This window comes from Stutzerimonas zhaodongensis, from assembly GCF_003696365.1.
GTDB lineage: Bacteria > Pseudomonadota > Gammaproteobacteria > Pseudomonadales > Pseudomonadaceae > Stutzerimonas > Stutzerimonas zhaodongensis.
The window spans coordinates 57,278-84,177 of sequence record NZ_RFFM01000009.1; the positions used below are offsets into that span (position 1 = coordinate 57,278).

The 26,900-nt window shown below is 60.4% G+C and carries 26 protein-coding genes; 11 read left to right on the plus strand and 15 right to left on the minus strand.

Going from position 1 to position 26,900, the window contains the following annotated elements; translation table 11 throughout:
* Positions 1 to 321 precede the first annotated feature (321 nt).
* The gene (locus tag EA797_RS22085; RefSeq protein ID WP_244214178.1) at positions 322 to 501 is read left to right on the plus strand and encodes a hypothetical protein; all 180 of its coding nucleotides are present in this window, start codon (positions 322 to 324) and stop codon (positions 499 to 501) included.
* A 99-nt stretch (positions 502 to 600) separates the two neighbouring features.
* Here EA797_RS22085 and EA797_RS20710 read toward each other — a convergent pair whose 3' ends face one another.
* Both EA797_RS20710 and EA797_RS20715 read right to left on the minus strand, forming a co-directional pair.
* A complete protein-coding gene (locus EA797_RS20710) occupies positions 601 to 1,113 on the minus strand; it encodes a hypothetical protein (RefSeq protein ID WP_122168734.1) in 513 nt (170 codons plus the stop codon).
* A gap of 137 nt (positions 1,114 to 1,250) precedes the next feature.
* The gene (locus EA797_RS20715) at positions 1,251 to 1,964 is read right to left on the minus strand and encodes a DUF5710 domain-containing protein (RefSeq protein WP_244214181.1); all 714 of its coding nucleotides are present in this window, start codon (positions 1,962 to 1,964) and stop codon (positions 1,251 to 1,253) included.
* A 320-nt stretch (positions 1,965 to 2,284) separates the two neighbouring features.
* Between EA797_RS20715 and EA797_RS20720 the strand changes: the two genes are divergently transcribed.
* Positions 2,285 to 4,081, plus strand: coding sequence for a DNA/RNA helicase domain-containing protein (locus EA797_RS20720; RefSeq protein WP_122168738.1), 1,797 nt, complete (start codon positions 2,285 to 2,287; stop codon positions 4,079 to 4,081).
* Positions 4,082 to 4,363: 282 nt separating this feature from the next.
* On the opposite strand, the gene EA797_RS20725 is transcribed toward EA797_RS20720, so the two are convergent.
* Genes EA797_RS20725 through EA797_RS20740 form a run of 4 tightly spaced genes read right to left on the minus strand, consistent with a single transcriptional unit; the run spans position 4,364 to position 7,204 of the window.
* Positions 4,364 to 5,092, minus strand: coding sequence for an amino acid ABC transporter ATP-binding protein (locus tag EA797_RS20725; protein WP_122168740.1), 729 nt, complete (start codon positions 5,090 to 5,092; stop codon positions 4,364 to 4,366).
* Positions 5,079 to 5,729: an amino acid ABC transporter permease gene (locus tag EA797_RS20730; protein WP_208644478.1), complete on the minus strand. Its 651-nt coding sequence runs from the start codon at positions 5,727 to 5,729 to the stop codon at positions 5,079 to 5,081. Before EA797_RS20730 ends, EA797_RS20725 begins: the two co-directional genes overlap by 14 nt.
* Positions 5,726 to 6,391 (minus strand): amino acid ABC transporter permease, encoded by a 666-nt coding sequence (locus EA797_RS20735; protein WP_122168744.1) that lies wholly within the window; start codon positions 6,389 to 6,391, stop codon positions 5,726 to 5,728. The genes EA797_RS20730 and EA797_RS20735 overlap by 4 nt, the downstream gene beginning before the upstream one ends.
* 27 nt (positions 6,392 to 6,418) lie before the next feature.
* Entirely contained in the window at positions 6,419 to 7,204 is a 786-nt protein-coding gene (locus EA797_RS20740; RefSeq protein ID WP_122168746.1) for a transporter substrate-binding domain-containing protein, read from the minus strand.
* A gap of 458 nt (positions 7,205 to 7,662) precedes the next feature.
* Here EA797_RS20740 and codB point away from each other — a divergent pair, with 458 nt between their 5' ends.
* The 3 genes from codB to codA are packed head-to-tail and all read left to right on the plus strand — an operon-like array spanning position 7,663 to position 11,410.
* The gene (gene codB / locus EA797_RS20745; RefSeq protein WP_122168748.1) at positions 7,663 to 8,943 is read left to right on the plus strand and encodes a cytosine permease; all 1,281 of its coding nucleotides are present in this window, start codon (positions 7,663 to 7,665) and stop codon (positions 8,941 to 8,943) included.
* Complete coding sequence (locus EA797_RS20750; protein WP_122168750.1) at positions 8,940 to 10,178, plus strand: PucR family transcriptional regulator; 1,239 nt, start codon at positions 8,940 to 8,942, stop codon at positions 10,176 to 10,178. The genes codB and EA797_RS20750 overlap by 4 nt, the downstream gene beginning before the upstream one ends.
* Positions 10,175 to 11,410 (plus strand): cytosine deaminase, encoded by a 1,236-nt coding sequence (gene codA, locus EA797_RS20755; RefSeq protein WP_122168752.1) that lies wholly within the window; start codon positions 10,175 to 10,177, stop codon positions 11,408 to 11,410. The genes EA797_RS20750 and codA overlap by 4 nt, the downstream gene beginning before the upstream one ends.
* Positions 11,411 to 11,622: 212 nt before the next feature.
* Here the strand turns inward: codA and EA797_RS20760 are convergent, their stop codons facing one another.
* The 8 genes from EA797_RS20760 to rutR form a co-directional block, all read right to left on the minus strand.
* Entirely contained in the window at positions 11,623 to 12,549 is a 927-nt protein-coding gene (locus EA797_RS20760) for an ABC transporter permease (protein WP_122168754.1), read from the minus strand.
* Entirely contained in the window at positions 12,549 to 13,685 is a 1,137-nt protein-coding gene (locus EA797_RS20765; protein ID WP_122168755.1) for an ABC transporter permease, read from the minus strand. Before EA797_RS20765 ends, EA797_RS20760 begins: the two co-directional genes overlap by 1 nt.
* Positions 13,678 to 15,252, minus strand: coding sequence for an ABC transporter ATP-binding protein (locus tag EA797_RS20770; protein WP_122168757.1), 1,575 nt, complete (start codon positions 15,250 to 15,252; stop codon positions 13,678 to 13,680). The genes EA797_RS20765 and EA797_RS20770 overlap by 8 nt, the downstream gene beginning before the upstream one ends.
* Complete coding sequence (locus EA797_RS20775) at positions 15,249 to 16,352, minus strand: BMP family ABC transporter substrate-binding protein (protein WP_122168759.1); 1,104 nt, start codon at positions 16,350 to 16,352, stop codon at positions 15,249 to 15,251. Before EA797_RS20775 ends, EA797_RS20770 begins: the two co-directional genes overlap by 4 nt.
* Before the next feature lie 27 nt (positions 16,353 to 16,379).
* The gene (locus EA797_RS20780; RefSeq protein WP_122168761.1) at positions 16,380 to 16,766 is read right to left on the minus strand and encodes a VOC family protein; all 387 of its coding nucleotides are present in this window, start codon (positions 16,764 to 16,766) and stop codon (positions 16,380 to 16,382) included.
* Complete coding sequence (locus tag EA797_RS20785; RefSeq protein WP_122168763.1) at positions 16,763 to 17,773, minus strand: isopenicillin N synthase family dioxygenase; 1,011 nt, start codon at positions 17,771 to 17,773, stop codon at positions 16,763 to 16,765. The genes EA797_RS20780 and EA797_RS20785 overlap by 4 nt, the downstream gene beginning before the upstream one ends.
* A gap of 323 nt (positions 17,774 to 18,096) precedes the next feature.
* Entirely contained in the window at positions 18,097 to 18,753 is a 657-nt protein-coding gene (locus EA797_RS20790; RefSeq protein WP_122168765.1) for a cysteine hydrolase family protein, read from the minus strand.
* Positions 18,754 to 18,786: 33 nt separating this feature from the next.
* Positions 18,787 to 19,461, minus strand: a complete 675-nt coding sequence (gene rutR / locus EA797_RS20795) for an HTH-type transcriptional regulator RutR (protein WP_208644479.1) — start codon at positions 19,459 to 19,461, stop codon at positions 18,787 to 18,789.
* A gap of 330 nt (positions 19,462 to 19,791) precedes the next feature.
* On the opposite strand from rutR, the gene rutA reads away from it, so the two are divergent.
* From rutA to rutF, 6 genes are all read left to right on the plus strand, one after another.
* Positions 19,792 to 20,880 (plus strand): pyrimidine utilization protein A, encoded by a 1,089-nt coding sequence (gene rutA / locus EA797_RS20800; protein WP_122168799.1) that lies wholly within the window; start codon positions 19,792 to 19,794, stop codon positions 20,878 to 20,880.
* Complete coding sequence (gene rutB, locus EA797_RS20805) at positions 20,880 to 21,626, plus strand: pyrimidine utilization protein B (protein WP_122168767.1); 747 nt, start codon at positions 20,880 to 20,882, stop codon at positions 21,624 to 21,626. Before rutA ends, rutB begins: the two co-directional genes overlap by 1 nt.
* Positions 21,627 to 21,688: 62 nt before the next feature.
* Positions 21,689 to 22,075 carry a pyrimidine utilization protein C gene (rutC, locus tag EA797_RS20810; protein WP_025243723.1) on the plus strand — a complete coding sequence of 129 codons (387 nt, stop codon included), beginning with the start codon at positions 21,689 to 21,691 and terminating at the stop codon, positions 22,073 to 22,075.
* Positions 22,076 to 22,180: 105 nt separating this feature from the next.
* Positions 22,181 to 22,978, plus strand: a complete 798-nt coding sequence (gene rutD / locus EA797_RS20815) for a pyrimidine utilization protein D (RefSeq protein ID WP_122168769.1) — start codon at positions 22,181 to 22,183, stop codon at positions 22,976 to 22,978.
* Positions 22,979 to 22,990: 12 nt separating this feature from the next.
* Complete coding sequence (locus EA797_RS20820; RefSeq protein ID WP_122168771.1) at positions 22,991 to 23,581, plus strand: malonic semialdehyde reductase; 591 nt, start codon at positions 22,991 to 22,993, stop codon at positions 23,579 to 23,581.
* A gap of 13 nt (positions 23,582 to 23,594) precedes the next feature.
* Positions 23,595 to 24,122, plus strand: coding sequence for an NADH-dependent FMN reductase RutF (rutF, locus tag EA797_RS20825; protein ID WP_122168773.1), 528 nt, complete (start codon positions 23,595 to 23,597; stop codon positions 24,120 to 24,122).
* Positions 24,123 to 24,522: 400 nt separating this feature from the next.
* On the opposite strand, the gene EA797_RS20830 is transcribed toward rutF, so the two are convergent.
* Positions 24,523 to 26,724 (minus strand): TonB-dependent siderophore receptor, encoded by a 2,202-nt coding sequence (locus EA797_RS20830; RefSeq protein WP_122168775.1) that lies wholly within the window; start codon positions 26,722 to 26,724, stop codon positions 24,523 to 24,525.
* Positions 26,725 to 26,900: the final 176 nt, after the last annotated feature.

A 26,900-nucleotide genomic window follows, 5' to 3' on the forward strand; every position in this document is an offset into this window, starting at 1 on the left:
ATTCTATGGTGGGCCGTGCGGGGCAGGCTTCGGCCTGGCCGGTTCCCTCGGACGCCGGTTTGTCACCCCCGTGCGGTCCACCTCCATTCCGCGTGACAACGGGTGGTTGTGGCTCCTTAACCAGTTCGAGGAGCATAAGCAGAATGCGCTATCCCCTTTTTACGCCCGCGCTCCACCTTGATTCCTCAGCTCTGATTGATGTCGCCTCTTCGGAGGTGTGCCATGGCTGATCTTGAATCCAGGCTTCTCCCCTTCCCTCACCGTCCGAGAGCGCCTTCGGCGCCGTCATTATCTGTGTGTTCGTCTGCACGACAGCCCGTATTGGCTGACGCCGAACTTCGTGCCGACATCGTCAAGGATCTGCTGCAGCAGATTGGCGGACCTGACGGGTTCTATCCCCAAGATGTACGGCTGAAGATGACGTTATATGCCGCCGAGGCGCTGCTCGACGAGATGGTCGTGCTGTATCGGCGAGCTGTTTCTGGCACAGCGACAGGCTAGGCTAGGTCGCGGGCCGTCCCTCGTGGGCGGCTCGCCTCCTTCAAGCGTTAGCTAGAGCGCTCGGTTTGCTGAGCCCGTGCGTCGTCATGCGGATCTGAGCTAGCCGCTCTTGATTTGGGCATCACTGTTTTTTATCCAAGGGACAGTGCTGATGGCTTTGAATTGGCTGATCCCAACCGAACCGCGTCCGTTGCGTGCTTTTGACCCTGGCTTGGTCAGTAATACCTCAACAGCAGCGCGCTCAGCTTCGTACATCACAAGGGCATTCAGGTCCATATCCAATAAGACTAGCAGTACGGTATCGAAGGGCTGCCTGAGGTCGATCTTTCCGACCCGGCCCGTTGCGCGCTTTGGATCAGCGATGCAGCGTCCTTTAATTTGCACCCGAACGAGCTTTCCCTTTCGTATTTCGGTTGCGTCATTCCCAGCGGTTCGGGCCGCGTGCAGATCCAGACCAAGAATGGCAGCCGCTTCGAACTCTGCAACTTCGCCCGTAATGCCCAGCGGCTTACCAGTTAGCTGGCGGTAACGCACCGCAAGGAGTTTGGCCTGCTGCAGCAGCTCCACGACCTCTTGGTTGTCGTCGCCAGCGTCCTCTATTGCATGGCTCATGTTGCACGTCCTTGTTCGAATGGGTGAACGCTTCGGTCTGATTAGCTGTTTAGGTCGCAGAACCGAAGCCACTGTCAGCTGGTGTCGTTGCGTTAGGGCATGCCGAAGCTGAGGTATTAGGGCGGAAGTGGTGTTTGTTATTCGCCGCTTTTGCATTGCATGAATTCGAAGAAATCATCCGATGCGTAGCCCATGCTGCCGTTGCCCCCGAACGGTGCCTCGACCTTGTGCAGGACCATGGTGCTTGCTTGGGCAGGCGACGTTGGGAAAAACGCACCACCCGGCTCTGAATGCATATAGAAATCGCCGAGCTTCGCCCCGCAGTGCTCGCAATGATTCATGTAGTAGGTTTCGCCAGCCTGCTGGCTGTAGGCAGGCTTGTAGCGGTTTGTGTGGGACCGAAGCTGCGCTAATACCGAGGGAGACAAGCCATAGAGGTTTGACACCTTTCCTCTCTCACCGTAGCGCTGCCAGTAACCGCAGGGGCTGTCTAGGGTGAAGCCCTCATCCTCCTCGTCTGCGTATTCGAACTGCTCGTGCCCCTCGGGCAACATGAACGCATGCACACGCGTTGAGCTGCCGCATTTCCAACAAGCGGAATTCGATTCGACAAGAAAGTAATAAGGCGACCGGATGGCGTATTCGGGTTCGGGTTCTATATCCGATTCGTGATGCTGGGGGAGCCATCTCGCCAATGGTGCTGGATCTCGACCTTCTGGGACAAACCAGACCTTCGCCTGCGGATCCCAGCGGGCGCCGAGTGCTTTCGCCTCGTCTTTTTCGGAAAACGGAACGTCTAGGTCAACGCGAGCCATAAAGGTCCTCTTGTCTGGATTGAGCCGCTCGAGCACTGCCAAAGGCTCTGTTCCATTGTTCGGAGGACAAGAAGGTTGCAAACAGGCTGCGCAAATCGCAACCAATCACATCCACCTCGCAAATGACGAAATCGGAGTCTTCAGGTCAACTAGCTGCAGCCTAGCCTAGATAGATGCGCGATTGCGTCCGTGGATACCGTTTTCGCCCCCCAATACCGGCGCGCCAATGAGTTACGGTCGCCGCTAAAAACGAATCATTTGGTTCACCCGCTTAACCTTGACCTCACAGGACGTGGCCGTTAGCGTCGTGCGGCTAAGATTGAAGGCGGACGCACATCCGTCATGAAACAGGACTCATGAACGTGATGTACCCAGAAGAATCGAAGATGGCAGCGCTGGCCACCTTGCGCATCGAGGAGTTCTGCTCCGTAGCGGATACACCAGAGTTCATCGACCGGCTATGTGCCGAGTACCCGTCGAAGTTTCCTGATTCGACACTGTCTGAGGCTGAGATCCGCTCCTGGAGAAACTCGCTTCCTGCGCTTGCTGATCTGTTGCGACGCCAGGTTCCTCACCCCCAAGGGCATATTCTGATCGAATATCCAATGCCGGTTGGCTCCCTGCGAGCCGACTGCATACTGATTGCCGAGAACGAGAATGGACCTCAGGTCATCGTCGTCGAGTTGAAGCAATGGACGCGCGGCTCTGTGACACTGAGAGACGAGCTCGGCGTCTCGTGGCTGTTCGTTAGCGCCTCCCCTGCTTACACCACTATCCATCCGTGCGAGCAAGCCAACGTCTACCGCACTGCGCTAGAACACACTTTGGACTTCGGCCCGCTCTCACCGAGCTTTAGCTCAATGGCCTTTCTGCACAACTATGTGGAAGCGGCTGAGGGAGAGTTGCTTCGCTCCGAAATCTACGGTTTGCATCTGGAAAATTGCTTGTTGGTATCAAAATCCAACGGAAGAGAGGGCCTAGGCGCCCTGCTTTCTGAACTCAAGCGGCCTTCACAAGCCATATCTTTCTTGAATGAGCCGCAGCTGAAGTATTCGGACTCCTTCATTGTCAATTTCAGCGACAAGCTCAACTGCAGCGCGTTATTCAAAGCGACAAAAGGACAAACCGCAGCATTCAAGAAGATTGCGGCCACGGTTCGAAATGCCGAGGCGAAGACCTGCGTAATTGTCAAAGGGCTGGTGGGAACTGGAAAAACCGTCCTAGCCATGAAGCTCGTGCAGTACTTAATGCAGCTGGGCAAAAATCCTAAGTACTACGTTAAATCCGCGGCGATCGGGCAATGCATCAAAGATCTTGCTTTCGCCTCCGATGGCCGAGCCGAAACCGCTTATTTGGTCGTCGACGAAGCCCACCGCCTCACGAAGGAAAAAGCTGCGGGCCTGATGCGGAACAAGGATCTCGTCGTATTTTTCATTGATGACTGTCAGTGGATTAGTCCAACAGAGACATGCCGCAGTCGAGATCTTTTAGACGCAGCGCACGCGCGCGGCTTTGAGGTAATCACCCACGTGCTCGACGAGCAACTGAGATGTGGGGGAGCCAATCTGTATGTTCAGTGGGTTCATGATCTTGTCATTGGAGGGCAGCTAAAGGCGTATACGCCAGCTTCGACGTTTCCCGTTGAGGTCGTGAGCTCGCTTCAAGCCATGGAAGATTTGCTTACCGAACAGGCGGACCGAGGGCGCAATGCGACATGCCGAATGGTCGCGGGCTACTGCTGGCACTGGCAGACGGAGTCTACCCCCGGCACAGGCTACGATATCCATATCGATGGCTGGCGCGGCCGCTGGAACGAGCGCATGGCGTTCAAAGCTTGGAATTCAGTGCTGGGGTTCAATGAGGAGGTCGGTGCTATCTACACCGTTCAAGGATTCGAATACGACTATGTCGGCATCATCATCGGGCCCGATCTCGTTTTAAAAGGCGACCGCATTGAGGTTGAGTACGAGCACAACGCGGATAAATGGGTTAGGAACGTACGAAACGATCCAACCCTCCGAGACGAAGCCATCCGGAACATTTACTACGTGCTAATGACGAGGGCGAAGAAGGGAGTTTTACTCTACGCCGTCGACGAACCGTTACGTGAGTTCCTGCGGACAAGCATAGGACCCGTTGGCCCAGGTCGTTAGTGCTGAACAGCACAGTCGTCCGTACGTTCTGTTCCACTTGACAGAGGTGTAAGAGAAGCTGAACCAAGGCTTCAACCTGCTCCCTCATCGTACCGCCCTCGAATGTCATCGAATGCCCGGTGCAGGTGAAGAAGGAGCCGCGCACCCTCGCCCGAGGCATCGCCGTCGCTCAGATAGCGGTCCTTCGCCTCGAGCCGCACGCTGTCATCGGTTCGCTGAGCACCTGCGACGGTCTTTCAGAAAAATAATGCGCCCAGGACAAGCCGGTTGAGCACGGTTGCTTCAGCCAACCGAGCCAATGAATTGCTGCAGCTCGGCTGTCTGCGGATTGGCGAACAGCTCTCGCGGATTGCCCACCTCATGCACCTTGCCGTGGTGCATGAATACCAGCTTGCTGCCTACCTCACGAGCGAAACGCATTTCATGGGTGACCATCACCAGTGTCATGCCTTCGCTCGCCAGCTGCTTCACTACCGCCAGCACCTCATTAACCAGCTCCGGATCAAGCGCCGAGGTGATTTCATCGCACAGCAGCACCTTGGGCGACATCGCCAGCGCACGGGCGATCGCCACACGCTGCTGCTGACCACCCGACAGCCGCTCGGGATAGGCATCGAACTTCTCCGCCAGCCCAACCTTGTCCAGCATCTGGCGCGCCAGGCGCTCAGCCTCGGTATGGGGCAGTTTTTTCACCACTTTCACTGCCAGCATCACGTTCTCGCCGGCCGTTAGATGAGGAAACAGGTTGAATTGCTGAAACACCATGCCGACCTTCTGCCGCAAGCTGCGCAGGTCGGCGCGAGTGGCGTCCAGGTACTCTCCATCAACCTCGATCACGCCATCATTGATCGTCTCCAGCCCGTTCAACGTACGTAGCAAGGTGCTCTTGCCCGAGCCGCTGCGCCCGATGATGGCCACCACCTCGCCCTCCTCGACGCGGAGATCGATGCCCTTGAGGACATGGTTCTCGCCGTAGTACTTGTGCAGCGCCGATACGTTAAGCAGTGGCATTGAGCCTCCTTTCCAGGTGATACGCCGCAAGTGACAGCGGATAGCAGAGTGCGAAGTAGCCGAGCGCAACCAGGCCGTAGACCATGAAGGGTTCGAAGGTGGCGTTGGCCAGCATGCTGCCGGTCTTGGTGAGCTCGGTGAAACCGATGATCGAGGTGACCGCCGTGCCCTTCACCACCTGCACCGAAAAACCCACCGTGGGCGCCACCGCAACCCTCAATGCCTGCGGCAGCACGACGTAACGCAACGTTTCCATTCGGGTCATCGCCAGGCATTCGGAGGCTTCCCATTGGCCGCGCGAGACTGACTCGACGCAGCCACGCCAGATCTCCGCAAGAAAGGCACTGGTGAACAAGGTCAACGCCGCCGCCGCGGCGAGCCAGGCGGACACTTCGACGCCCAGCAGTGCGACGCCAAAGAACACGATGAATAGCTGCATCAGCAGAGGCGTGCCTTGGAAGAGTTCGATATAGCCGCGGGCGAGGATACGCAGCCAGCCGATCGGCGAGACCCGTGCCAGCATCACCAGCAATCCGACCACGCCACCGCAGACGAACGCCACCAGCGACAGCACCAACGTCCATTGCAGGCCGGTCAGCAGGTTGCGTGCGATATCCCAGAAGGTGAATCCCATCAGCGCGCCCCCACGACATAACGTCGTCCGATCCACCCCAGCAGTTGCCGGATCAGGATGGCCATTGCCAGGTACAACAGGGTGGTCACCAGGTAGGTTTCGAACGCACGGAAATTGCGTGACTGGATGAAATTCGCAGCGAAGGTCAGCTCTTCGGTGGAAATCTGCGAACAAACCGCTGACCCGAGCATGACGATGATGATCTGGCTCGACAGCGCCGGCCAAACCTTCGCCAAGGCCGGGCGCAACACCACGTGACGGAAGATTTCCATGCGGGTCATTGCCAACGCCGACGCCGCCTCGATCTGTCCAACAGGAACTGCCTGTACGCCGGCCCGAATGATCTCGGTGGAATAAGCGCCCAGGTTGATCACCATTGCCAGCACGGCGGCTTCCCACTCGTTCAGTCGCATGCCGAGCGCGGGGAGCCCGAAAAAGATGAAAAACAGTTGAACAATGAACGGCGTATTGCGAATCAGCTCGACGTAGAGCCCGAACAGGTAGTTAAAGGGACGGATGCGCCAGGCGCGCACCAACGCGCCCGCGATGCCCAGCCCAACCCCCAGTAGAGTGCCGATGGCGGTCAGTCCCAGGGTAAACATCGCGCCTTGTAGCAGCACGTCGGTGTTCGCCAGGACTGGACCGAAATCCATCAGATAGGCCATGGTCGGTCTCCGGATCCAATGGTGTTCTTACAGGTCAGCCGGCAGGGGCTGTTTGAGCCACTTCTCGCTGATTTCACTCAGCCTGCCGTCTTGTTTGGCCGCTGCGAGGATTTCATTGACCTTCTCCAACAGGGCTGGCTGGTCCTTGTTCAGCCCAACATAGGTTGGCGAGTTCTTCAGATTCAGCTTCATCACTGGCAGACGCTTCGGGTTGCGCTCGGCAATCGCTGCCATGACCACGTTGCCGGTGGCGATCAGATCGACCTGGCCGGATAGATAAGCGGCGATCGTCGAGTTGTTGTCTTCGAAACGTTTGAGCGTGGCGCCTTTAGGCGCGACCGCACTGAGCTCAATGTCCTCAACCGAGCCACGAGTGATGCTGATGGTCTTTCCATCGAGATCATCAAGGCTCGCCACCTGGGCTTCCTCTGGGCCGAACACGCCCAGGTAGAACGGCGCATAGGCTTCGGAGAAATCGATTACTTGCTCACGCTCAGGATTCTTGCCAAGGCTCGACACCACCAGATCGACCTTTCCCGTGGTCAGGAATGGAATGCGGTTGGTGCTGTTGACGGCAGTCAATTCGAGTTTGACGTTCATCTTGTCAGCCAACAGCTGGGCGGTATCGATATCCAAGCCACGCGGCTGCATGTCCGGTCCGATCGAGCCGAACGGTGGAAAGTCTTGAGGCACCGCCACTTTGAGCACGCCTCGCTTGGTAATGTCTTCCAGGCCTTCTGCGACGGCGGCGCCGCTGGCCAGTGTGATGCCCAGACACAGGGCAGTAAGCAATGAGCGAGTCGCGTTGAGCATGATCAAACTCCGATGTTTGGAAGACGCATCGGCTTTGCACGCGTCATGCCAGCCGAACTTCGAGACCTATCTGATGGGCTGGGGCGCGCCAACTGGTACGACTGGTCCGAACAGTTCGGTTCAAACACCGCGTTTCGCTCTATTGCGGTGCGCTTTTCTGATGCATTGCCTCAGTGCATGGCTCTGCCATCGTTATGCCCAGAAGTGCAGCCGATCCCTTGCTGAGGTCATGCCTTTCCACTCGGGCAAAAGCAGTGCAGCCGTTCATTGCTCTGCACCAAGACGATTCCTGCTCTTGTCGCTTCTCACAATGGAAACGGCGATTTATGGCTAAAAGCGAAACGCTCGCTGTGCGTCATGCACAACAGTTAACGAATATCGGCCTGATTAGGTGTTGATCACGAAGTGGCATGACCACTGCTATAGCCATGGCCTCACCCACCAGTGGAGTTAAGGACATGTCTCAAGCCCACCAAGACGATGACTTCCCCTTGAGCGAAGTGCCGGCCACGGCCCGCAAAGGACTGTTTTCCACCTCGATCATGCTGTTCGGCTTCACCTTCTTCACGGCAACCATGTTTGCCGGCGGTCGTATTGGCATGGCCTTCGACTTCACCACGCTGCTCTGGGCTGCAGTCATTGGCAACCTGTTGCTGGGCCTGTATGCCGCCGCACTCGGCCTTATCGCATGCCGCAGCGGGCTCAACTCGGTGCTAATGGGGCGCATCTGCTTCGGCGAGGTCGGAAGCAAGCTTTCCGATGTAATCCTTGGCTTCACCCAGATCGGCTGGTACGCCTGGGGCACAGCGACCATCGCGCTGGTGCTGGTGAAGATCCTCGAGTTACCCGAAAGCCTGACGGTGCCGCTTATGGTGCTGTTCGGCTTGGGCTTCTGCATCACCGCCTTTGTTGGGTACAAAGGGCTGGATCTGCTCTCACGCTTCGCGGTGCCGGCCATGCTGGCACTGCTCCTCTGCTCGCTGTGGATCGCTACACGCGACGTCGGCGGCCTGGACGCGCTGATGGCCATCGAGCCCAGCGAGAGCATGAGCCTGAGCATGGCCATCACCATGGTTTTCGGTACCTTCGTAAGCGGTGCTACACAAGCCACCAACTGGACGCGCTTCGCGCGCAGCGGCCGGGTCGCCGTCTTTGCGAGCCTGATCGGGTTTTTCATCGGTAACGGGTTGATGATCATTGCCGGTGCCTACGGCGCGATCGTTTACCAGCAGCCGGACGTGGTCGAAGTACTGGTTCTGCAGGGCCTCTCCATGGCCGCCGTGGTGATGCTGTTTCTCAACCTCTGGACCACCCAGGACAACACCATCTACAACTTCGCCGCCGCTGGCTGCAACCTGCTGCGCACCGGACGCCGTCGACTGGTCACCATCGGCGGCGCTGCAATTGGCACGCTGCTGGCGATCGGCGGCATGTCGGACCTGCTGGTTCCCTTCCTGATCGTGCTCGGTTCGATCATCCCTCCGATTGGCGGCGTGATCATGGCAGACTACTTCTACGCCCATCGAGGCCGCTATCCGCTGTTGGCCAATGCGCAACTGCCTGCCTTCAACTGGGTTGGTCTCGCGGCCTACTTCGTCGGCGCCGTCTGCGCCTACCTGTCGCCCTGGGTCGCACCCATCGTCGGGATTCTGGTTGCCGCACTGGCGTACGTCGGGCTGTTCGAACTGCAGCGTGCTTTGCTAGGCCGAAATGTAGCGCTGGCACAAACGCGCCCATGAGCCTTACGGTGGCGATGGTCCTCAATCTTCCCGGACTCGAAAGCCTGCGCCTGCGTGCGGGCGCAGCAGGTCTGGACAACCCCGTGCGCTGGACCTATGTAGCGGAGAACGAGGGCATTGCCGATTGGGTAGCTGGTGGCGAGCTGGTCTTCGTCACCGGAATCAACCATCCACGTGACGAAGCCAACCTGCTGCGCTTGCTGTACGAGGCGCAGGAGCGAATCGCTGCTGGCGTGGTGATACTGACCGGCGAAGAGTTCATCCACACCATCCCCGAGCGTGTGATTACCGAGGCCGACCGGCTCGGTGTCCCCCTGCTTGAGCAGCCCTACCAGCTGAAGATGGTGGTCGTCAGCCAGTCAATCGGCACGGCGCTGGTTCACGAACAGATGCTAGGACGCTCCCGCGAGCACGTCCTGCAGCAAATCCTCGAGGGCGACTACCAGTCGCTAGACGGGTTGTTGCGACGAGCCGATAGCCTCCAAGTATCGCTGGCCGCGCCGCGCCAGATAGCACTGCTCAAGCTGCAGGACAGCGAGCAGCTGTTCACGACGGAGCCGGCATACGATGCCGAACGGCGCCTGCAGGCGTCTCGACAACTGCTGCAACGCAAACTGGAGCAGGTCCTCAACGAACTCGGTGATCCGCTGCCTCTGGTGTGCCAGGGCGAACACTGGATTGCCCTGCTGCCAACCCGGGCGCTGCATCAGCCCAGCAACCGCGAGGTACTGGCGACAGCGCTGGATGAACTCAACTGCACGCTGGCGCCCTTGCGCCTGTTCGCCGGCATGAGCGCCAGCGGCCACGGCCCGGCGCAGCTTGCCACCGGCCTGGGGGAAGCCCGCCAGGCACTGCTCGTTGCGCAATCGTTTCCCGAGCGCCTGGGCCTGTGCTGTTTCAGCGACCTCGGCGTACTGGAGCTGCTCGGTGCCATTCGCGACCGCAGCTTGCTCGACCGTTTCGTCGACAAGGTGCTCGGAGCACTGATCGGCGACGACTCGCGGCACGAACCGGTACTGATGCCAACGCTGGAAGCCTGGTTCTACGAGAACGGCAACCTGGCGCTCGCCGCCCAGCGGCTGTGCGTCCACCGCAACACGCTCAGCTATCGCATGCAGCGCATCGAAGCGCTGACCGGCTGCTCATTCAACGATCCACACGACCGACTGAACGTGGCCGTCGCCCTGATGATCTGGCGACTGTCCTCTCCCCAACCGAACAGGAATACCGCATGAACATCATCAATGCCCGTCTGCGTGGCAAGGAAGGACTCTTTCGCGTCGAGCTCGACGGCGAGCGCATCGCCGCGATTGCCCCTCTGTCGAGCCCTTCTAATCCGGCAGTCGGCGACCTGGACGCTGGCGGCAATCTGGTCACCGCGCCTTTCATCGAGCCGCACATTCATCTCGACGCCACCCTCACCGCCGGCGAACCGAACTGGAACATGACCGGCACCCTGTTCGAGGGCATCGAGCGCTGGGCCGAACGCAAGGCCACGGTCACCCATGAGGACACCAAGACGCGGGCCAAGAAAACCATCGACATGCTGGTCGACCACGGCATCCAGCATGTGCGCACCCACGTCGATGTGACCGACCCGAGTCTCGCGGCGCTCAAGGCAATGGTCGAGGTGCGTGACGAAACGCGTCACCTGATCAACCTGCAGATCGTCGCCTTTCCGCAAGAGGGCATCGAATCCTTCGCTGGCGGTCGTGCACTGATGGAGGAAGCCATTGCCATCGGCGCGGACGTGGTCGGCGGAATTCCGCATTTCGAGAACACCCGTGAGCAAGGCGTTAGTTCCGTCAAGTTCCTGATGGATCTCGCTGAGCGCAAGGACCTTCTGGTGGATGTGCATTGCGACGAGACGGACGATCCACAGTCACGCTTCCTCGAGGTGCTTGCCGAGGAAGCCCGCATACGGGGGATGGGCGCACGCGTGACCGCCAGCCATACCACCGCCATGGGTTCATACGACAATGCCTATTGCTCTAAGCTGTTCCGGCTGCTCAAACAGTCGGAAATCAACTTCATTTCCTGTCCCACCGAAAGCATCCACCTGCAAGGGCGCTTCGACAGCTACCCCAAGCGACGTGGGCTGACGCGCGTGGCGGAAATCGACCGCGCCGGGATGAATATCTGCTTTGCCCAGGATTCGATCGTCGATCCCTGGTACCCACTGGGCAACGGCAACATCATGCGCATCCTCGAAGCGGGCTTACACATCTGCCACATGCTCGGCTATGAAGACCTGCAACGCGGCCTTGATCTGATTACCGACAACAGCGCTCGCACCCTGAATCTAGGCGAAGGCTACGGCATCGAAGTCGGCCGGCCGGCGAATCTGCTGATTTTGTCGGCACCTAACGACTACGAAATGATTCGTACCCAAGGCCACGCCCTGGCATCGATCCGCAACGGCAAACTGCTGATGCAGCGCACGCCATCGCGTGTCGAGCGGTGTTGACATCTCGCCAGTGCATGCCGCGTTGTCTGACCCATCAAGGCGTCAGACAACCCCTTACATCTACCGGTGACTTTCGCAGGCACTGGTGGCACTCGTCGCCCCGTGCCTGCGAGTTCTGCACACCATCCAGTGCATCGTATGTGCGCGTCGCAGCCTGTCGGATGAGAGCCGCCTCTACACACGAAGCGTCGGCCCTGACTCACCCGGTGTGCTCAGCGCCGCTCCTCTCGAATGAAGGGAATGCCCAGCGCCCCGGGCTGAGTGCCGGCGACATGCTTGCCGCTGGCGACCCAGATCATTACGGCAAGCGTCACCGCGTAAGGGGTCATCAGCACGAAGTATTGCGGCAGGCGCACCCCGGCGGCGGCCAGTTGTGGAATCAGCGCCTCGATGCAGCCGAACAGCAGTGCACCAGCCAACGCCTTCCATGGTGACCAGCGCGCGAAGATCACCAGCGCCACGGCGATCCAGCCGCGCCCGCCAGTCATGTCGGCGATCCACAGCTTGGTGCTGAGCACCGAGATATACCCCCCCGCCAAGCCGATCAGCGCTGAGCCGGCGAGAATCGCCGTCAGCCGATAGCCGAGCACGGAAATCCCTGCCGCGTCCGCGGCCTGCGGGTTTTCCCCGACGGCGCGCATTCGCAGGCCGGTGGTTGTCCGGGTGAGAAAGGCAACCACGGCAAGCACGATCAGTGGCGTCATGAGCACCAGCGGGTTCTGCACGAAGATCTTGCCCAGCAGCGGCAGCTCCGACAGCGGCCAGAGCTCGATGGCGCCCAGCCCCTTCACCGGCTTGTTGGTCCAGTCCAGCAGTGTACCGAGCAAGCCGGTCAGCCCCTGGCAGAAGAACACCAGTGCCAATCCTGCGATTACCTGATTGATGCGCAGCACCAGCACCATCAGCGCGAACAACAGCGACACCACCGCCGCCGCGCCCATAGCCAGCAACAGCGAGATCCCCGGCGTGCCATAGGCCAGCTGCGCGCCGATCCCGGCCAGCGCGCCGACCAGCATCAGCCCTTCGGCGCCCAAGGCCAGCACTCCAGCGCGTTCAGTGAGTATCAGACCCAGCGCCGCGAGGGCGAAAGGTACGGCGAAATCCGGCGTGTTGCCGAGCCAGTTGGCGATCATGTCCATCAGCTTTCGCCTCCCTGAACGCGGCGGATACGGTGGCGGATAAAGAAATCCGACGAGGCGACGCAGATCACCAGGATGGCCTGGATCAACTGCACCATGGAAAAGGGGATCTGATAGAAGACCTGCAGGCTGCGTCCGGCAACGAAGAGCATCGCCATTAGCAACGCCACCACCAGCGCGGCCACCGGATTGTTGCGCGCAAGAAACGCGATGAGTATCCCGGAGAATCCATAGCCCTGATAGAACGACTGGGTCAGCCGCCCTTCCTGCCCCGCCGTGACCAGAAACCCGGCGATCCCGGCCATTGCGCCGGAAATCAGCACCGTGGCGATGATCATCTTCTGCACCGGCACCCCTACGGCGCTGGCCACCCGCGGGTTGGCGTCCACGAAGCGCAGGTAGAGCCCAGCGCGTGAAATGCCGAGGAACCACAGCGCCAGCAGCGCGACAACCACGGCCAGCGGCACCGCCGCGCTGATGCCATCGAACAATTCGGGCAGGCGCTCGAACGACTGAAATTGCGGCGAATAGGGGAACGAGCTCTTCGGGTCCTTCCAGCTGCCGTAGAGCAGATGCAGCAGGAAGTTGAGGGCCAGGTAGTTGAGCATCAGTGTTGAAATGATCTCGTTGACCTTCAGCCGCAGCTTGAGCAGCACCGGCGCCAGCGCCCAGAGCAAACCGCAGAAGATCGCCGACGCCAGCATCAACGGCAGGCGCAACACTGGCGGGCCCACCTCGAACAGCGAGATCGCCGTTGCGCCGATGGCGCCCCAGATCATCTGGCCTTCGAGGCCGAGGTTCCAGAACTTGGCGCGAAACGCCATGCAGCCAGCCAGGCCGACCAGGATCATCGGCGAAGCCTGGAACAGCACGGCGGTAAGACTCTGCACATCGAACACCGTCATGATGACGAATTCGTTGAGCAGCTCGCCGGCCGGCACCCCTGCGGCGACGAGAATCGCGGCGGAGATCCCCAGCCCCAGCAACAGGGCTAGGCCGATGATCACTGCCTGCCAGTGCCAAGCCAGTTGCTGGCGAACTTCCAAAGCGTAACGCCGCGACAGTAGCGGCTGTTTCGGACGGCTCGCCGCCTGCGCGGCCTGCTCCAGCATCACGGGGCGTACCTGTTCATTCATGGCTCACCTCTAGACTGAGCTCTGCGTGACTGAGCCCGCCATGGCTAACCATGGCCCTACCGATGGCCTGGCGGTCGGCAGGCCGGTCGAATTCGGCAACGATGCGCCCAGCATTCATCACACCGATGCGATCGGCCAGGGCCAGCACTTCATCGAGGTCTTCACTGATCACCAGCACTGCCGCGCCCGCATCGCGAGCAGCACGCAGGCGGGCATGCACAGCCGCGGTGGCCCGTACGTCGAGTCCGCGGCTGGGGCTGTGCACCAGCACCAGTTGCGGGTCGCGGGAGAATTCGCGGGCGATCACCAGCTTTTGTGCATTGCCGCCGGAGAGCAGCGCAGCCTTCTGCTTGAGCGAACGCACGCCCTGCACGTCGAACCCCGCCACCGCCTCGGCGGCCTCGGCCTCCAGGCGCTTGCGCCGCAGCTTGAAGAACGAGCCGTAGCGCCCGCTGTGGATCTGCCCGACGCCAAAGTTCTCGGCCACCGACAGTTCCCCCGCCAAGGCTGTGCCGTAGCGGTCAGCCGGTATCGCGGCGATGCGCAGCGCGCGCCGTTGCTCTGGACTGGCACCGCGAAGATCGCCGAAGCCGGCCAGTTCCAACGTGCCTTCACAGGGTTCGGGCAGGCCCATCAGCACATTGGCCAGTTCACTCTGGCCGTTGCCGCCTACACCCGCGATGCCATAGATCTCGCCGGCGCGCAGGTTCAGCGTCACACCATTGAGCGCACCATGACCGCTCGCCCCCTTCGATCTGAGATTGCGCACCTGCAGTCGCACCTCGCCCGGCGTCGCCGGCTGGTACTCGCTAGCCGGTGCGGACTCGCCCACGGTCAGGCGCACCAGCTCGGGCACCGAAACCGTTTGCGGATCGAGCGTCTGGATCGTACGCCCGCCGCGCATCACGGTGACGCGGTCGGCAAAGCGCTTCACATCGCTCATCTTGTGAGTAACCAGGATCACCGCCGCGCCCTGGCGGGCAAAGGCGCGCACGGTCTCCAGCAGGCGCTCGGCTTCCTGATCGGTCAGCACCGCCGTCGGCTCGTCGAGGATCAGGATCCGCGCGCCAGCCAGCAGTACCTTGAGAATTTCCACACGCTGTTGTTCGGCCACGGAAAGCGACTCGGTGACCTTGCGCGGGTCGATGACAAAGCCCAGCTCAGCCGCCTTCTCGCTGATCTGCTGCTCCAGGACAGCCAGACGTTGGCGATGGCTGCCCGAAAAGGCGTGATTGCCGGGGCCCTCGGGCAGCGCCAGCTGGATGTTCTCGGCCACGGTGAACGGCTTCACAAGCTTGAAGTGCTGGTGAACCATGCCGATGTGGTAGCGGCTCGCATCACGCGGACCGCTGAGCCGCACCACGTTGTCGTCGATGAGCAGCGATCCGCTTTCCGGTGCATACAGGCCGGCAGCGATATTCATCAGCGACGACTTACCTGCGCCGTTCTCGCCGAGCAGCGCATGCACCTCGCCCCATTTGGCGGTGAAATCCGCCTGGGACAGGGCCTTGAAGCCGTCGAACGACTTGCTGACCCCGGAAAGCTGGATCGCGTTGAGGCTGCTCATTGCTGGGTGACCACTCCCTTGACGAACCAGTCCATCTGCCACAACTCAGGATCAGGCATGACCTCACCGGCGGCGATACGCTCGGTGCCGTCACGGTCCACCATGGGACCGGCATAGATTTTCTTCTCGCCTTTTAGCAGCTCCTCGCGGGCGGCCATGATCTTGGCCTTGTCCGCGTCGGAAACGGCCGGGCCGCAGCAGGCCGCATCGGTCCCGCCTTCGGCCATGGACAGCAGTGCGCCGTTTTCAGGTGGCGTCCAGTTGCCGGCGCTGATTTTCTTCAGCTCCGGTGCGAGGAATTTGTCCCACACCCAGACCGAGGAGCAGACGGTGGCGTCCGGCGCGAACTCGCTCATGTCTCGATGATGACCGGTGCCATGTACGCCGCGCTCCTGGGCGACGATCTGCGGCGTCGGGCTGTCGACGTGCTGGCCAAGCACGTCGGCGCCAGCATCGATCAGCGCCATGGCCGCGGCGCGTTCCTTGACCGGATCGTTCCAGGCGCCGGTGTACACCACGGTGACGGTCGCATCCGGATTGATCTGCTGAGCACCGAGGGCAAAGGCATTGACCGTCCAGTTCACTTGGCCGAAGGGGTTGGCGGCGACGAAGCCGAGCTTGCCGGTCTTGGATGCCGCGCCGGCAGCCATGCCGCACAGGTACTGGCTTTCGTAGGTTCGGCCGTAGAAAGCTTCAAGGTTGCCGCTGTTGGTGGTGCCCGAGCCATTGAGGAAAGCCACATCTGGATATTTCTCGGCCAACTCCTTGAATGTGTCCGAGTAGCCAAAGGCGGTGCCGATGATGACGTTGGCGCCGCGCTGGATCAGCCGGTCCACCGCCGGGCGGATGGACGAGGCATTCTCCGGCACGCTTTCAACGTACTGGATCTTGGTGTCCAGCTCGGTTTCGAGCTTTTGCCGCGCCTCGTCGAAGGCTTGCGTCCAGCCGCCGTCATTGCGCGGGCTGATGTAGAGCATGGCGATCTTCGCCGGTTTTTCGAGGGTCAGCCCCTGCCCTTCCTGCGCCGAAGCGGCGCCAACAGTCGTTGCCAGGCCGAGAGCCACCGCCGCACACAAGGTCCGTTTCATCTGATCGAGCATTTTTTGGGTCTTCCTGAGGTTGGCACGTCAAAGCATGTGGTTGATGCGAAACACGTTCTTTTCCGGGTCCAGCAGCACGGCTTGATACCAGTGGTAATAGGTCTCGTAGGGCGCCTTGATCAGCGTCGCGCCCATCGACCCGGCAATCGGCACCAGGCGATCGACTTCCTCTTTCGATGCGACGTCGATGTTGAGCAGGAACTTGCAGCCGCGGGTATCGGCGAACTCCTCGAGCTGCAGCAGCTCGTATGCCTCCATGGCATTGAAGCCGATGCAGGACTTACCGGTAGCGAGCCCGCGGAAGATCGGCGAGGCGATCTCGGGGATGTGCCTGAAGCCGAACAGCTCGCGGTAGAAGCCGCTCAGCGCTTCGATGTCGCGGGCGAAGACGTTGACGTAGGAAAGCGTATTCATGCGACCTCCAGGCCTTTGCCGAAGGTGGTCTGCTTGACGAACTTCGAGAGCAGGTTGTCGCCGGAGGTGACCGGAGCATGGCGCGGAGGATTGGCTGCGCTGCAGCAGCTCGGCAGACAGTCGATGAGTGCGTCGTAGTTGGGCTGATGGAAGAACACCAGGGACTGGCGCCCGTTGTCGGCGGGGCTGTCCTGCGGCGGGTTGACGACCCGATGCAGCGTGGAAATCCACTGATCGTTGGTCCACTGCATCATCAGGTCGCCGATGTTTACGGCGAAGCCATTCTCGACATAGGGCACATCCACCCATTCGCCCTGGCGATTGCGCGCCTGCAGGCCGCCCAGGGCATTGTCCGGCTTGACGATGGTCAGGCTGCCGTAATCGGTGTGAGCACCGGCGCGCATTTGCCCCGGCTCCACCGCACCCTTCACGTCCGGGTAGCTGAGGCTGCGGAACATGCTGATGTGCTTGTCGACCTTATCGTCGAAGAACGTTTCAGGCAGTTGCAGCGCCAAAGCGAATATCCGCATCAGCGACTGGGATAACTCGCTCATGGCGGCGAAGTATTCGCGGTAGGCGTGCTCGAAACCCTCGATACCGGTCGGCCAGACATTCGGCGCGAAATGCGGGCCGGCAGCCGCACCGCGGTAGTAGTCCTCATCCGGCACATCACTGGGGCCGATGGAAAAGGACTCCTTCAGATCCCCCGGCGCAGCCTCTTCAAGCGAATAGGACAGACTCTCTTCGGCGACCGCACTATAGCCGCGCACCATTTCCGGGCTGGGGCGGTCGACCTTGCGCTTTTCCGGGAGCGGCAGAGCGAAGAACTCGCGCGTCAACCGCGACACGCGCTCGATCAAATCAGTGGGTATCTGGTGATTGGTGATGACCAGAAAACCGATATCCCGGCAGGCCTGGTCGACGGCCTTGGCAACTTGGGCCTTGCCCTGCTCTGTGCCGGCAAAATACGGCGCAAGGTCGATGATGGGTACGTATTGCAGAGTCATGGTGCAGCACTCCTCTGACGCAAGGCTGAAACCCGAGCGCGTTGCCAATAACGCAAGCGCTTTTGGATGAAGGCCGTAGCGGGCCTGTCGTCCCGATTACATGTACGCAGGACCGACAGCGAGGAGAGAGCAGAAAGCGTGCCACTAAGTGTATTCACTTATACATCAATAGCTTAGCGTTTTGACGCAACTGAAGCGGATCGAATGGTCTGTTTCGGAGCACTTGGTTTGTGCGCCACGCACCAGGAGCGGCACAGGTTGGGGCGCGCAATACTCCCCTGCCCCAGTGGCCGCCCCGCCCACCTTCACCAAGCGCAGCGTCCTTAAGAGGCAGAGCCCTTACGGGGATGCCCGAGCCTCGCGATTACGTCTTCTGTCGTAGCGACTTCACCAAACTCGTAGGCAAAGGTGGTGAGCGCAACGCGTTGAACATCCCAGGCACTGACGGCGCCCCAACCGAGGTCGGGGTAATCCATAGCGGCGTTGGCGTCGCTCAGGACGATGACCTTGTATTCGCGGTGTACGGCGTCGCGGATGGTGGTGTCGCAGCAGACATTGGTAACGGTGCCACAGACGACCAGGGTGTCGATGTCCCGCGCGCGCAGCACCGTGTCGAGGTCGGTATTGTGGAAGCCGCTATAGAAGAGCTTGTCGACAATGGCGTCCCCCACCCGGGGTTCAAGCGCAGCAATGATCTCGATGCCCGGATCATCACGCGCGAGGATGTGATCGACGTTGGGGTATAGATCACGCATCCGGCCCGTATCGCTGCCATCGCCACGCACCACATGACGCAGGTAAATGATCGGCACCGCTGCGGCACGGGCGCACTCCAGCAGTGCAGCGATCGGCTGGATGATCCCGGTTGTGGCCGGGACATAAAGCGCGCCGCTCGGCTCGCAGAACACCTTCTGCATGTCCACGACGATTACAGCGGTGCGTCCAGGGTTCAGCGGCCAGGAAATCAGAGGTTTGCTCATGGTTCGGGTTCCTTGACGGAGCCCGATGCACCGTCAGCGCGGCCGAACTCCGTTGAGTATCAATGACTGCAGGCTCTGCAGCGTTTGTTCGAAGAACGTCGGGTCATCAAGCGTACGGCCGGTGACGGCTTCGATCTGCACGCGAAAGTCCGCGTAGTGCTGGGTGGTGGCCCAAAGCGAAAAGATCAGGTGATGGGGCTCGACCGGTGACAGCTTGCCGGCATCGATCCAGGCCTGGATAACCGCGACCTTGTTCTGCACAAGATCACGCAAGGGCTGTTCCAACTCGCCCAGCAGCAACGGCGCCCCTTGCATGATTTCCATGCAGAACAGCCGCGATTCGGCGGGATGGTCGCGAGACAATTCAAGTTTTACCCTCAGGTAATCGCTGATCGCTTCGATCGGATCCTGCTCGACGGAAAACGCCTGCAACGGTCGTAGCCAGACCTCAAGCAGCTGGCGCAGGACGTTGACGTAGAGTTCTTCCTTGCTGCCGAAGTAGTACAGCAGATTGGTCTTGGACACATCGGCCTGAGTCGCCACCTGATCGAGGCTGGTGCCGTGCAGACCGAAGCGGGAAAACAGTTCCAGTGCGGCTTGAAGAATTGCGCCGCGTTTGCTCTCGATCAATCGTGCGCGGCGGTTGAGTGCGCTGGCGCTAGGCTCGCGCACGGCGCCCTGCGCGTTGACGGTCTTGCTGGCGGTCAAGCGCCGACGCGGGGGTGTTGGGGTCTGGTCTTTCACTGCGTTACCGGTCGGGGTCAAACGGGTCGTTACTGTAGCGCGGCGCGAGGACACCGCGCACGAACGACGTTGGCCCGCCTCGGCGCTGCGCATTTTTTGCACATCAGGGATGCAATGCGCACAAACCAGGTGCTCCGTTTCGGACCAGGTGGTCCAGACATTTTCTTTAAAACAACCCAAGCGATTGAAAACAAATAAGAAACGGTTTTTGGCCTGCATCCTGCTAAAGCACCTATGACTCTGCCCGCCATGTTCGGGCAGCGCTTTCAGCCACGGCTTACAGAGGTGCTCCCCATGGATGTTGGTGTTTTCATTCCCATCGGCAACAACGGCTGGCTCATTTCCGAGAATGCGCCGCAATACATGCCTTCCTTTGAACTAAACAAGGCCATCGTGCAGAAGGCTGAGGGCTATGGCTTCGATTTCGCGCTGTCGATGATCAAGCTGCGCGGCTTCGGCGGTAAGACCGAGTTCTGGGAGCACAACCTGGAATCGTTCACCTTGATGGCCGGCCTCGCCGCAGTGACTAGCAAGATCCAGCTGTTCGCGACCGCTGCTACCCTGACCCTGCCGCCCGCCATCGTGGCACGCATGGCCTCGACCATCGATTCGATCTCAGGTGGCCGCTTCGGCGTGAATCTGGTGACCGGCTGGCAGAAGCCCGAATACAGCCAGATGGGCATGTGGCCGGGTGATGAGTTCTTTGGTACCCGCTATCAGTATCTCGGCGAATACGCCCAGGTGCTGCGCGACCTCTGGGAAACTGGTCGCAGCGACTTCAAGGGCGAGCACTTCCAGATGGAAGACTGCCGCGTCAGCCCCAAGCCCCAGGCGGACATGAAGATCATCTGTGCCGGCTCCAGCGACGCCGGCATGGCGTTCTCGGCGCAATATGCCGATTACAACTTCTGCTTCGGCAAGGGTGTGAACACCCCGACCGCCTTCGCGCCGGCCACCGAGCGGTTGCTCAAGGCCACCGAAAAGACCGGCCGCACCGTGACCTCCTGCGTGCTGTTTATGGTCATCGCCGATGAGACCGACGAAGCCGCCCGCGCTAAGTGGGAGCACTACAAGGCGGGCGCGGATCAGGAAGCCATCGCCTGGCTCGGTGAACAAGGCTCGGCGGACAAGACCTCTGGCAACGACACCAATGTGCGGCAGATGGCCGACCCGACCTCGGCGGTGAATATCAACATGGGCACGCTGGTCGGCTCCTACGCCAATGTCGCGAAGATGCTCGACGAGATCGCCACGGTGCCCGGCATGCAGGGCGTAATGCTGACCTTCGATGACTTTATCGAGGGCATCGAAGCTTTCGGTCAAAAGATCCAGCCGCTGATGCAGAGCCGCCGCCATATCGAGTCGCTGAAGGAGAGCGCCTGATGAACGCCATTGAATCGTTTTCCGGCTATGGCCTGGAGGCGCCGGGCGAGGCGTTGAAGTTGCCGGCGCGCCCCGAACCGCTGGCGATGAAGGCAAGCGAAACCGCGCTTATCGTGGTGGATATGCAGAATGCCTATTCCACCAAGGGTGGCTACCTGGATCTGGCGGGCTTCGATGTGTCGAGCACGGGGCCGGTTATCGAGAAGATTCGCCAGGCGCTGGCCACCGCACATGCCGCCGGCATTCAGGTCATCTTTCTGCAGAACGGCTGGGACAACGGCTACGTCGAGGCCGGCGGCCCAGGTTCGCCCAACTGGCACAAGTCCAACGCGCTGAAGACCATGCGCAAGCGTCCGGAGCTGGCCGGCACGCTGCTGGCCAAGGGCGGCTGGGACTACCAATTGGTGGACCAGCTCACGCCGCAGCCAGGCGACATCGTGGTGCCCAAGCCGCGCTACAGCGGGTTCTTCAACTCGCACCTGGACAGCACCCTGCGCGCCCGTGGCATCCGAAATCTGGTGTTCACGGGCATTGCCACCAACGTATGCGTGGAATCAACCCTGCGTGACGGCTTCCACCTGGAGTATTTCGGCGTGGTGCTGGCCGACGCGACGCATCAGGCCGGGCCGGAATTCGCCCAGCAGGCCGCGCTGTACAACATCGAGACATTCTTCGGCTGGGTCTCGAACGTAGAAGATTTCTGCAGCACCTTTGCCAGCGCCGAGGCTGCGGTAAGCGCCCTTTAACCCGGACGAAAACGCACCGCCTCGAAGCGGTCGCACCTATCGCCTTGCAAGAGATAACCGACATGCCCAAGCAATCCATCATCCCAGCCGGCTCCGGCAAACCCCTCGCCCCGTACGTCCCAGGCTCCATGGCCGACGGCGTGGTCTACGTCTCCGGCACCCTGCCCTTCGACAAAGACAACAACGTCGTCCACGTCGGCGACGCTGCTGCACAGACCCGCCACGTCCTCGAGATCATAAAAGGTGTCGTCGAGGCCGCTGGCGGCAGCATGGACGACGTTACCTTCAACATGATCATGCTCACCGACTGGGCCAACTACGCGAAGGTCAACGAGGTGTACGCCGAGTATTTCCCCGGCGAGAAACCCGCGCGCTACTGCATCCAGTGCGGTTTGGTGAAGCCCGATGCGCTGATCGAGATCGCCAGCATCGCCCATGTCGGCAAATGACATGCGCCCTGGAGGAGCAAGCGTGCTCGCGAACGCTTTTCCTACGAGCGGCTTCGCACGCTAGCCGCTCCTACGCAAGTGCCAACACCTCGCGGAGGTACAAACATGCACTACGAAATCCACGGCTGCCTGGACGCCGACGCACCAACGCTGGTGCTCAGCTCCGGTCTCGGCGGCGCCGGTGCGTTCTGGACACCACAATTATCGATCCTGGCGCAGGACTACCGGGTGCTGGTCTATGACCAACTAGGCACTAACAAAAGCCAAGCCTCGCTCCCTGAGGGTTACTCCATTAAATCCATGGCACTCGAGCTGCTGGACTTGCTGGACAGCCTAGACATTCACCACTGTCATTTCATCGGTCATGCCCTAGGCGGGCTGGTCGGACTGCAAATGGCCCTGTTGCGACCGCAACTACTGCAGAGCCAGGTGCTGATCAATGCCTGGAGCAGCCCGAACCCGCACAGCGCCCGCTGCTTCGCAGTCCGCAAGAGCCTGCTGCGAGACAGCGGTCCGGCAGCCTATGTACAGGCGCAGCCCTTGTTCCTTTACCCTCCGGATTGGATCGCCGCCAACAGTGAACGATTAGCCAAGGACGATGAACATGCGCTGGCGCATTTCCCAGCCCCGATTACGGTGCTGCGCCGGATCGAAGCACTGCTTAATTTCGATATCGAGGCCGAACTGGCAAGCATCCAGACGCCGACATTGTTGATCGCCAACCGCGACGACGTGCTGGTGCCTTGGAACCGCTCGCAGCACATGGCAAACGTACTGCCCAACGCTCGCCTGGAACTGCTGAAATACGGCGGCCACGCCTCCAGCGTCAGCGACAGCGAACCCTTCAATCGAGTCCTGCTGGACTATCTGGCTGAGCGATGCGGCCAGGTCGACGCAGCCTGAGGAAACCTAACCATGTCTATACCTATCGATCCTCAAGCGCTCGCCACGCTGTTCGCGGAAGGCCGTACGCATAGCGCCTGGCTGGACAAACCTGTGCCGGACGCCCTGATCGAACAGCTCTATGCACAGGTCAGCCTCGGCCCGACCGCCGTCAACAGCTGCCCGGGCCGCTTCGTCTTCGTGCGCACAACCGAGGGCAAGGCAAAGCTCGCGCCCTGCCTGTCCAAAGGCAACCTGGAAAAGACCATGAGCGCACCGGTCACAGTCATCGTGGCTTACGACGAAGACTTCCCCGAAACCTTGCCGGAGCTGTTTCCCTTCGCCGACGCCCGTAGCTGGTACGCGGGACAACCGGCACTGATCACCGAGAACGCGCTGCGCAACAGCTCGTTGCAGGCGGGGTACCTGATCCTCGCCGCCCGCGCGCTGGGGCTGGATACCGGGCCGATGTCAGGCTTTGATGCCAAGGCGCTGGATGAGGCCTTTTTCGCCGGTACGACCTGGAATTCCAACCTCTTGATCAACCTCGGCTACGCAGACGCCAGCAAACTGCGCGACCGCCTGCCACGCCTGCCCTTCGACCGGGCGTGCATCCTTGCCTGATGGAGAACCTACCATGCAACTGGCTGAACTCGACCTTGCAACCAATATGACACCACCGGTGCCTAAGCAGGATTACCGCGACGCCATGGCTCGCCTGGCGGCCGCGGTCAACGTGATCACCACCGATGGCCCCTGCGGCCGTGCTGGCTTCACCGCGACCGCGGTGTGCAGCGTGACCGATGACCCGCCGACGCTGCTGGTCTGCCTCAACCGTAGCGCCTCGGCCCACCCGGCCGTTATCGGCAACGGCAATCTGTGTATCAACACGCTGGCGAGCGATCAGCAGGTGCTGTCAAACCTGTTTGGCGGTAAGACGCCCATGGTGGAACGTTTCGGTGCGGCCAGCTGGTCGACTTGGGTCACCGGAGCGCCGGTGCTCGACGATGCCGTCGCCTCCTTTGACTGCCGTATCAGCCAAATTAGCAGTGTAGGTACACACGACATTCTCTACTGCGAGGTGTTGGCGCTTCGACATAGTGCCAGCGTCGACGGGCTGGTGTATTTCGATCGTCACTATCATGGGGTGAGCGCCGTGCTGTAGATCTCATTCACGGCTTGCTTACCGAGATTAGCTCCGATGCCAGGCCTGCCCCATTTCCTGACGTCGCAGGCCTATGCCCATGAGCGAGACGCATTCGGAGGGCAATCAGAAGTAAAACCGCGCCGCCCGGCTGCTCTTCGGCAGCACGCGCTATCACCACAGCCCCGCGGGCGGCGAAACGGCGCCAGCCAGGCTGCGGTGCTCGGCCAGGGGTTGCGCAACACACCCTGCCATAGCATCAAGCACGCTAATAACACCAAGCTCAGCAGTGCCAGGCTGCGGTGGCCATGGCCTTGCTGGCCACGACTGGCCCAGCGCGACTGAGAGTTGTCATCGCATTTTCCCCGCATGCAAAAAAGCGAAGAGTTGCCCCCTCGCCTTGCGCGGCCCAGATCAGGCATTACCAGCGCAGCGATACCGTTCCCAGGAGGGTGCGCTCGTCACCCCAGTAGCAGCGGCCCGCGTTGTTACAACCGGCTACGTACTCTTGGTCGAAGACGTTTTTGGCGTTCAGGTCAACCGACCAGTTCTTGTCGATCTCATAACCGATGGCCGCATCGACCAAAGTGACGTCACCAGTGTCGAGGGTGCCGTACAGCCTTTCGGCGGTATAGCCAAAGGTGCTGTCGAAGTGGCGCACACCACCCCCCAGACGCAAGCCACGCAAAGCGCCATCCAGGAAGCGATAGTTGGCCCAGACCGATGCCTGATTACGCGGCACGCCGGTCATCTGCCTATCTTCGAGCAACGACCCAGGTGCATCCTTAGTGATACGTGCATCGGTATAAGTGTAGGCTGCGGTGATATTCAGGTTGGCATTGATATCACTGTTGACCTCCAGTTCGACTCCCTTGGAGCGGCTTTCACCGATCTGCCGGTAATCATTGACCGCTGACTCGAAGTAGACGTCATTCTCTTTGCGCAGATCGAACACCGCGGCGGTGAACATAGTGTTCCAGCCCTTCGGCTCATACTTCAGACCCACTTCATACTGCTCAGCTGTGATCGGATCCAGGGGGCCACTGGAGCTGCTGGTCTGCTGCACCGGAACGAACGAAGTTGAGTAGCTGACATAAGGCGACAGGCCATTGTCGAACTCATACATCACACCGGTCTGCCAGGTGAAATCGCGGTCGGTGTAGTCCAGATTGGATTCAACGTTGCTGACCGGGCTAGTGGCATCACGCTTGTTACGGTACTGACTATCGACCGAGTCGAAGCGACCACCGAGCAGCAAAATCCAGTTCTCATATTTGCTCTGTATCTGGCTGTATAGACCCGTCATCTGCTGGTCGAGCTGGGAATTCTGGATGGTGAACGGTGTGGTCGGCTCTCTCGTCCAAACAGGATTGAACACGTCGATCGAAGGTACAGGGCCGGCGCTCCAGTCCTGATTGAAAGAAGTGCGGTCAAAGCTCGCGCCCAGCAACAGGGTGTACTGCACAGCACCGATGTCGAACTTGCCTTCGAGCTGGTTATCCAGCGAGTAGGTGATGGATTTGTTGTAGCGGTCGTAAGCAGTCATACCGACCGTAGTGCCGAAACCCGCATTGTTCAGGCTAGTCGGCCAGGTTTCATTACGCTGAATGCGCGACTGCATATAGCGCGAGTTCTGGCGGAACTGCCAATCGTCATTGAAGCGGTGGGTGAATTCGTAGCCGGCGGTCCAGACTTCACGCTCGAAGGTGTTCCAGTCCTCGTTGCCGAGAAAAGTGTCCGTGTCCAACTTGCCATTGGGGTTACTCAACAGCGTACCCGCCGCTGGCAGCCCCAGTTCGAGCTTGGTGCGGTCCTTCTGGTAGGTAGACAGCAGGGTCAGGGTGTTGAACTCGTCGAAGTTGAACGACAGCGACGGCGCGATATACAGGCGATCATCCTGCACGTGGTCGACCTGGGTGTCGGCGACACGACCCACCATCACGACGCGACCGAGAATATTGCTGGATTCATTGATCGGCCCACCCACGTCCACGTTGAGCTGGCGGCGGTCGTTGGAGCCATAGCTGAGTTGCACTTCGCCCTGGGATACCTCGGTCGGGCGCTTGCTGACTAGGTTCACCAGGCCACCCGGTGCGTTCTCGCCATAGAGAATCGACGTCGGGCCACGGAACACTTCTACCCGCTCCAGGCCATAGGGCTCGCTGGTGGTGTCGTAGCGGTTACCCTGCACGCGCAGGCCGTCGCGCAGCAGGCCGTAGCCGTAGTCTGTGGCATTGAAGCCACGAATAAAGAACAGGTCACCGGCCAGGCCATCACCGGCGGCGAAGGGTGGTGCAAAGATGCCCGGCACATAGCCGAGCACATCGGTCAGGGACTGCGACTTCTGGTCTTCGATACGTTTACGGGTGACCACGGAGACCGAACGCGGCGTCTCGGACAGCGGCGTACTGGTTTTGCTGGCAGTCAGGCTCTTGGCTGCCTTGTAGCCAAAATCAGGCCCCTGCGGCTGATCCTGCACACCGATGACGGTTTGCTCTGGCAATGCCAACGGGTCTACCGCAACGGACTCCTGAGCTAACGCCGCGCCCTGACAGATAGCAGCGACAGCTACGGCCAGCCATTTCAGCTGAAAACGTTCAGCACCTTGGACTGCCTTTGACATCTGTATTCTCCCCGTGGGCCCTATAGGCCAGCCAATCCGCTGGCACGCAAAAAATCGCTTGCTAGCCTAACTAATCCAAAGATGAAAGAAAATCATAATCGTTATCATTCGGTAATCGATTGCATCCCCTCGCCGCTCTCAACGAACATCGCCACGCCTTCAGCGGCCGCGCGCCC

Coding starts and splice junctions, on each gene's coding strand:
- rutC (WP_025243723.1), top strand. CDS start 21,689: ATGCCCAAGCAATCCATCATCCCAGCCGGCTCCGGCAAACCCCTCGCC.
- EA797_RS20775 (WP_122168759.1), bottom strand. CDS start 16,352: ATGCTCGATCAGATGAAACGGACCTTGTGTGCGGCGGTGGCTCTCGGC.
- EA797_RS20735 (WP_122168744.1), bottom strand. CDS start 6,391: ATGGCCTATCTGATGGATTTCGGTCCAGTCCTGGCGAACACCGACGTG.
- EA797_RS20780 (WP_122168761.1), bottom strand. CDS start 16,766: ATGAATACGCTTTCCTACGTCAACGTCTTCGCCCGCGACATCGAAGCG.
- rutB (WP_122168767.1), top strand. CDS start 20,880: ATGAACGCCATTGAATCGTTTTCCGGCTATGGCCTGGAGGCGCCGGGC.
- EA797_RS20770 (WP_122168757.1), bottom strand. CDS start 15,252: ATGAGCAGCCTCAACGCGATCCAGCTTTCCGGGGTCAGCAAGTCGTTC.
- EA797_RS20830 (WP_122168775.1), bottom strand. CDS start 26,724: ATGTCAAAGGCAGTCCAAGGTGCTGAACGTTTTCAGCTGAAATGGCTG.
- EA797_RS20750 (WP_122168750.1), top strand. CDS start 8,940: ATGAGCCTTACGGTGGCGATGGTCCTCAATCTTCCCGGACTCGAAAGC.
- rutF (WP_122168773.1), top strand. CDS start 23,595: ATGCAACTGGCTGAACTCGACCTTGCAACCAATATGACACCACCGGTG.
- EA797_RS20710 (WP_122168734.1), bottom strand. CDS start 1,113: ATGAGCCATGCAATAGAGGACGCTGGCGACGACAACCAAGAGGTCGTG.
- EA797_RS20760 (WP_122168754.1), bottom strand. CDS start 12,549: ATGGACATGATCGCCAACTGGCTCGGCAACACGCCGGATTTCGCCGTA.
- rutD (WP_122168769.1), top strand. CDS start 22,181: ATGCACTACGAAATCCACGGCTGCCTGGACGCCGACGCACCAACGCTG.
- EA797_RS20765 (WP_122168755.1), bottom strand. CDS start 13,685: ATGAATGAACAGGTACGCCCCGTGATGCTGGAGCAGGCCGCGCAGGCG.
- EA797_RS20725 (WP_122168740.1), bottom strand. CDS start 5,092: ATGCCACTGCTTAACGTATCGGCGCTGCACAAGTACTACGGCGAGAAC.
- codA (WP_122168752.1), top strand. CDS start 10,175: ATGAACATCATCAATGCCCGTCTGCGTGGCAAGGAAGGACTCTTTCGC.
- EA797_RS20785 (WP_122168763.1), bottom strand. CDS start 17,773: ATGACTCTGCAATACGTACCCATCATCGACCTTGCGCCGTATTTTGCC.
- EA797_RS20740 (WP_122168746.1), bottom strand. CDS start 7,204: ATGCTCAACGCGACTCGCTCATTGCTTACTGCCCTGTGTCTGGGCATC.
- rutA (WP_122168799.1), top strand. CDS start 19,792: ATGGATGTTGGTGTTTTCATTCCCATCGGCAACAACGGCTGGCTCATT.
- EA797_RS20720 (WP_122168738.1), top strand. CDS start 2,285: ATGAACGTGATGTACCCAGAAGAATCGAAGATGGCAGCGCTGGCCACC.
- EA797_RS20790 (WP_122168765.1), bottom strand. CDS start 18,753: ATGAGCAAACCTCTGATTTCCTGGCCGCTGAACCCTGGACGCACCGCT.
- codB (WP_122168748.1), top strand. CDS start 7,663: ATGTCTCAAGCCCACCAAGACGATGACTTCCCCTTGAGCGAAGTGCCG.
- EA797_RS20820 (WP_122168771.1), top strand. CDS start 22,991: ATGTCTATACCTATCGATCCTCAAGCGCTCGCCACGCTGTTCGCGGAA.